Here is a 5,773-nt window from a genome sequence, read left to right on the forward strand (position 1 = left end):
CCGATGCCGGCGGCGAGCAGCAGCGAGGCGGCGATCCCGGCGCCGGCGAGCAGCCGGCGATGGCGCGGCGCCGGGCGCGGCTCGCGTGGGTGCGGCGCCGCGGGCGCCTGCGTGCGCCCGGCGTCTTCCAGCATGGCGTCGATCGAGGCCCACAGGTCGCGCCGTGGCGTCAGCGGCTGGCGCAGGTCGCGCAGCTGGCGGCGCCATTCGAATTCGTTCATGAGCTTTCTCCCAGGATCTTGCGCAGCAGCGCGCGTGCGCGGTGCAGTTGCGCTTTCGAGGTGCCGATGGCCATGCCCAGCTCGCCGCCGATTTCCTCGTGCCGCCAGCCTTCGATGTCGTGCAGCACCAGCACGGCGCGGGCGCGCGGCGGCAGTCGGGCGATGGCGCGTTCCAGCTCCTCGCGCTCGGCGGCGCAGAACGGGGTCTGGCCGGTATCCGGCAGATGCTCGTCGTCGAGCATGCTGACCGGGTCGGCGCCACGCGCGCGGATGTCCATCAGCGCCACGTTCACCGCGAGCCGGTACAGCCAGGTGCCGAACGCGCTCTCGTGACGGAAGCCCGGCAGCTTCTGCCAGGCGCGGATGAACGCGTCCTGGGTGAGGTCCTCGGCGCGGGCATGGTCGTAGCCGGCGAGCCGGCATACCGCGCCGTGCACGCGGCCCACGTGCAGCCGGTACAGCCGCTGGAAGGCCTGGCGGTCGCCAGCGGCCGCCGCGCGCACGTCATCGCTGTCGTTGGCTCCCGCTGGGGCAGGCGACATGGAGCTTCCAGGGGCGGGGCAGGCGGCGATCATCTTGCCAGCTTGGATGCGCCGTGGCACGAAAGGGTTTGCACGGCGGCCTGCGGGGACCGCGCGCAAGTCGCGACGACCTGCGCGCGGTGCGGTTGGCTCAGGAGGCGGCGGCCTCGCGGCGCGACGGGCCGGCGTCGTTCTCCAGCGCCTGCGCCACGCGTTGCTGCTCCCGCCGCAGGCGTTCGGGCAGGCGCGGGGCGAAGCTGGCGAGATAGTCGTCGATGGCGGACAGCTCGGCCTGCCAGCCGGCGTTGTCCACGTCGAGCAGTTCGTCGAGCCGGCTGCGCTCGAGCTTGAGCCCGTCGAGCTGGAGTTCACCCTCGCCGGGCAGGATGCCGATCGGCGTCTCGACGCCCTGCACGCGATCCTCGGCGCGGTCGATCATCCACTCCAGCACGCGCAGGTTGTCGCCGAAGCCCGGCCACAGGAACTTGCCGTCGGCGCCCTTGCGGAACCAGTTGACGTGGAAGATCTTCGGCAGCTTCGCGCCGGGCCGGTCGAACGACAGCCAGTGCGCGAAGTAGTCGCCGTAGTGGTAGCCGCAGAACGGCTTCATCGCCATCGAATCGCGACGCAGCACGCCCACCGCGCCGGTGGCCGCGGCGGTGGTTTCCGAGCCCATCGCGGCACCCATCAACACGCCGTGGGTCCAGTCGCGCGCTTCCATCACCAGCGGCAGCAGCGAGGGCCGGCGGCCGCCGAACACGATCGCGCTGATCGGCACGCCCTGCGGCGCCTCGGCCTGCGCCGACCAGGTCGGGCATTGCCTGGCGCTGACCGTGAAGCGCGAGTTCGGATGCGCGGCCGGGCCATTGGCCGGGTCGTAGGGCCGGCCCTGCCAGTCGGTGACCGGCGTGCCGGGCAGGCCTTCCCACCACGGCTGGTTGTCGGCGGTGACGGCGACGTTGGTGAAGATGGTGTCGTGCGAGATGCTCCGCATGGCATTGTGGTTGGTGACGTCGCTGGTGCCCGGCGCCACGCCGAAGAAGCCGGCCTCCGGGTTGATCGCGTACAGCCGTCCATCCGGGCCGGGATGCATCCAGCAGATGTCGTCGCCGATCGTCCATACCTTCCAGCCGTCACGCCGGTAGCCTTCCGGCGGGATCAGCATCGACAGGTTGGTCTTGCCGCAGGCGGAAGGGAATGCCGCGGCGATGTAGTGCGTCTCGCCGCGCGGATTCTCGATGCCCACGATCAGCATGTGCTCGGCCAGCCAGCCCTCACTGCGCGCCTGATTGCTGGCGATGCGCAGCGCATGGCACTTCTTGCCCAGCAGCGCGTTGCCGCCGTAGCCGGAGCCGTAGGACTTGATGCTGAGCTCGGCCGGGAAGTGCATGATCCAGCGCTGCTCGGGGTCGAGCTCGCCGATCGAGTGCAGGCCCTTCACGAACGAACCCTCGCGCTCGATCCTCGCCTGCGCGTCCGCGCCCATGCGGGTCATGATCTTCATGTTGGCGACCACGTACGGGCTGTCGGTGATCTCCACCCCGCAACGCGCCAGCGGCGAGTCGATCGGGCCCATGCAGTACGGGATCACGTACATGGTGCGGCCGGCCATGCAGCCGTCGAACAGCGCGTCGATCTTCGCGTGCGCCTCGGCCGGGGCCATCCAGTGGTTGTTCGGGCCGGCATCTTCCCGATTCGGGTGGCAGACCAGGGTGAGGTGCTCGACGCGGGCCACGTCCTGCGGGTGCGAGCGGTGCAGGTAACAGCCTGGATGGGTCTGCTGGTTCAGTTCGATCAGGGTGCCGTCGGCCAGCATCTGCTGCACCAGAGTCTGGTATTCGGCTTCCGAACCGTCGCACCAGTGGATCCGGTCGGGGCGGGTCAGCGCCGCCACTTCGGCGACCCAACGATCAAGCGCTTCCAGCGTGCTGGCCATCATGTCCTCTAAGGTCTTGTGGAAAAAAAGAGTTGGAACGCTAGTTTGCGCGCACTGGTATTGCAAGGTTTGGCGCAGCAAAAACGGCGCCGGATGGCGCCGTTCGGGGTGTTGCGCGGGGGCCGGTTCAGGCCGGGATCAGGGTCGCGATCATGTGTTCGACATAGGCGTCGAACTCTTCGAGATTGATCCGCGGCAGCCCCAGCGTGAAGTTCAGCTGCAGGAAGCCGACATAGGCGGCGTAGGTCAGCCGCGCGCGGTTGAGCGCCTCGGCCGGCGGCAGGCCGGCTTCACGGTAGGCGGTGGTGAGGAATTCCATACGCCGCTGCGACACGCGGGCCATCACCGGCACCACCTGCGGATGGTCCAATGCTTTCAGCAGCGCCGCGTAGACGCGGTGCGGCTGCAGCTCGTGGGCGACGCGGCGGAACAGCTCGGGCAGGCGCTGGCGCGGGTCGCTGATCTGTTCGATCTGGCCCAGCACCTCGCGCTCGCCGTACTGCTCCCAGCGCTCCAGCGCGGCATGCAGCAGTGCTTCGCGGGTGCGGAAGTGCCAGTAGAAGCTGCCCTTGGTCACGCCCAGCTGGCGTGCCAGCGCTTCCACCGCGAGTGCGCCGACGCCGTGCTCGGCGATCAGCTGCAGCGCGGCAAGTTCCCAATCCTCGGCCGACAGCCGGGTACGTTCTGGCTTGCTGCTGACATTCATTTGCGTATGGTAGCGGCAGCCCGCGCATTTTTGTAATGCGGCAAGCCGCTCGGCGGAATCTCCGGGCGGACCAAGCCCGCTGCCGCAGCCTCGAGGGCACGGTTGACGCCGCTTGCCGGGGCAATCCATACTCATCCGTATGGTGAGCAATATCCCGCTGTCCCCGACCGTCCGCCACTTCCCCACCGCCGACTTGCGCCTGGCGGTGGAAACGCGTGGCCCGGAGGGCGGTCCGGCCCTGCTGTTCGCGCATGGCTTCGGCCAGACCCGTGGCGCCTGGAACAGCACCGCCGCGGCGCTGGCGCAGGCGGGCTGCCACTGCGTCAGTTTCGACGCGCGCGGCCACGGGCAGAGCGAGTGGATGGCAGCTGGCGCCGATTCGCGCACCGGCTACCACATGGACCAGTTCGCCGACGACCTGCGCCGGCTGGCCGCGGCGCAGCCGCAGCCGCCGATCCTGGTCGGCGCCTCGATGGGCGGACTGCTCGGCATCGTGCTCGCCGGCGAAGTGCGGCCCTCGCCGTTCCGTGCGCTGGTGCTGGTGGACATCACGCCGCGCTGGGAAACCGCCGGGGTGGAACGCATCCTCGCCTTCATGCAGGCGCACCCGCACGGGTTCGCCAATTACGCCGAGGCTGCCGAGCAGATCGCCACCTACCTGCCACAGCGGCGCGAACGCAAGAGCGAGCAGCAGTTGCGCCCGCTGCTGCGCGAAGGCGCCGACGGCCGGCTGCGCTGGCACTGGGACCCGGCCCTGCTGGCCGGCGACCTGGTGCAGGAGAGCGAGCGCTACCAGCCACGCCTGCAGGCCGCCGCAAGGAAGATCGAGCTGCCCGTGCTGCTGCTGTCCGGCGGGCGCAGCGACGTGGTGTCGCGCGCCACCGTCGACGAATTCCTGCAACTGGTGCCGCACGCGCAGCACGTGGAGTTGCCGCACGCCACGCACATGGTGGCCGGCGACGCGAATGACGCTTTTACGCGCGAGGTGGTCCGCTTCGCGCAGAGCCTTGCCCCTGACCCACCGGCCGGCGCGTCGCCGGCGCCGTTCCATCGCCATGAGGTGTTGAGATGTCCGTGATACTGACCCTGCTGGCGGCGCTCGTCGCCACCGGCGCCTGTGCCTACCACCGCAGCAGCCTGCGCACCTGGGCGATCGCCACCATCGCCGCCACGCTGGTGGTCGGCCTGGTCGTGCATGCGCCGTGGACCACGGCAATCCTGCTGGTGGTCGAACTGGCGATCGCGCTGCCGCTGCTGCTGGTGGACTTCCGCCGCAAGCAGATCAGCCTGCCGATCCTGAAGCTGTTCGCCAAGGTCACGCCGAAACTGTCCGAGACCGAGCAGACTGCGCTGGAGGCCGGCACGGTCGGCTTCGAGGGCGAGCTGTTCTCCGGCAAGCCGGACTGGCACGAGCTGCTGAAGCAGCCCAAGCCCGAACTTTCGGTGGAGGAGCAAGCCTTCATGGATGGCCCGGTGGAACAGCTGTGCGGGATGATCGACGACTGGCAGATCACCCACGAGCTGGCCGACCTGCCGCCGAACGTGTGGGAGTTCATCAAGAAGAACCGCTTCTTCGGCATGATCATCCCGAAGCAGTACGGCGGCCTGCAGTTCTCCGCTCTGGCGCATTCGGCGGTGTTGCAGAAGCTGTCCACCGTCTCGGCCACGCTGTCCTCCACGGTGGCCGTGCCGAACTCGCTGGGTCCGGCCGAGCTGCTGCTGCACTACGGTTCGGAGGAGCAGAAGAACCACTACCTGCCGCGCCTGGCGGTGGGCGAGGAGATTCCCTGCTTCGCGCTGACCGGTCCGTACGCCGGCTCCGACGCCACCTCGATCCCGGACATCGGCATCGTCTGCAGGCAAGTGGTCGACGGCGTCGAAACGCTCGGCATCCGGCTCAGCTTCGACAAGCGCTACATCACGCTGGCGCCGATCGCCACGGTGGTCGGCCTGGCCTTCCGCATGTACGACCCCGAGCACCTGCTAGGCGACAAGGAAGACCTCGGCATCACCCTGGCCCTGCTGCCGCGCTCCACGCCGGGGCTGCAGATCGGCCGCCGCCACTTCCCGCTCAACATCCCGTTCCAGAACGGGCCGGTGCGCGGCAAGGACGTGTTCGCGCCGCTGTCGGTGCTGATCGGCGGTCCGCAGATGGCCGGCCACGGCTGGCGCATGCTGGTCGAATGCCTGTCGGTGGGTCGCGCGATCTCGCTGCCGTCCAACGCCACCGGCGGCATGCGCGCCTCGGCGCTGGCCACCGGCGCCTATGCACGCATGCGCAAGCAGTTCGGCTTGGCGGTGGCCCGCTTCGAGGGCGTGGAGGAAGCACTGGCACGCATCGGCGGCCTGACCTACGCCACCGCCGCACTGTCGCGCGCCCCCGCGGCGG

Annotated in this window: 5 protein-coding genes and 1 pseudogene; 2 read left to right on the forward strand and 4 right to left on the reverse strand. The window is 69.5% G+C overall.

Annotated elements, in window-relative coordinates; all coding sequences use genetic code 11:
* The 4 genes and pseudogenes from UUA_RS18120 to UUA_RS18135 form a co-directional block, all read right to left on the reverse strand.
* A pseudogene (locus UUA_RS18120) lies at positions 1-221 on the reverse strand (hypothetical protein); the annotation flags it as partial.
* Positions 218-763, reverse strand: coding sequence for an RNA polymerase sigma factor (locus UUA_RS18125; protein WP_008439617.1), 546 nt, complete (start codon positions 761-763; stop codon positions 218-220). The gene UUA_RS18125 and the pseudogene UUA_RS18120, both read right to left, overlap by 4 nt.
* A gap of 130 nt (positions 764-893) precedes the next feature.
* Positions 894-2,759, reverse strand: a complete 1,866-nt coding sequence (locus UUA_RS18130; protein ID WP_337999140.1) for a phosphoenolpyruvate carboxykinase (GTP) — start codon at positions 2,757-2,759, stop codon at positions 894-896.
* A gap of 46 nt (positions 2,760-2,805) precedes the next feature.
* A complete protein-coding gene (locus UUA_RS18135) occupies positions 2,806-3,384 on the reverse strand; it encodes a TetR/AcrR family transcriptional regulator (protein WP_008439619.1) in 579 nt (192 codons plus the stop codon).
* A gap of 139 nt (positions 3,385-3,523) precedes the next feature.
* On the opposite strand from UUA_RS18135, the gene UUA_RS18140 reads away from it, so the two are divergent.
* Both UUA_RS18140 and UUA_RS18145 read left to right on the forward strand, forming a co-directional pair.
* Positions 3,524-4,462, forward strand: coding sequence for an alpha/beta fold hydrolase (locus UUA_RS18140; protein WP_008439620.1), 939 nt, complete (start codon positions 3,524-3,526; stop codon positions 4,460-4,462).
* The coding region (locus UUA_RS18145) for an acyl-CoA dehydrogenase (RefSeq protein ID WP_008439621.1) at positions 4,453-5,773 on the forward strand (1,321 nt) is incomplete at its 3' end. The genes UUA_RS18140 and UUA_RS18145, both read left to right, overlap by 10 nt.

Source organism: Rhodanobacter thiooxydans LCS2, assembly GCF_000264375.1.
Classification (GTDB): Bacteria; Pseudomonadota; Gammaproteobacteria; order Xanthomonadales; family Rhodanobacteraceae; genus Rhodanobacter; species Rhodanobacter thiooxydans.

Coding starts and splice junctions, on each gene's coding strand:
- UUA_RS18125 (WP_008439617.1), bottom strand. CDS start 763: ATGTCGCCTGCCCCAGCGGGAGCCAACGACAGCGATGACGTGCGCGCG.
- UUA_RS18140 (WP_008439620.1), top strand. CDS start 3,524: ATGGTGAGCAATATCCCGCTGTCCCCGACCGTCCGCCACTTCCCCACC.
- UUA_RS18135 (WP_008439619.1), bottom strand. CDS start 3,384: ATGAATGTCAGCAGCAAGCCAGAACGTACCCGGCTGTCGGCCGAGGAT.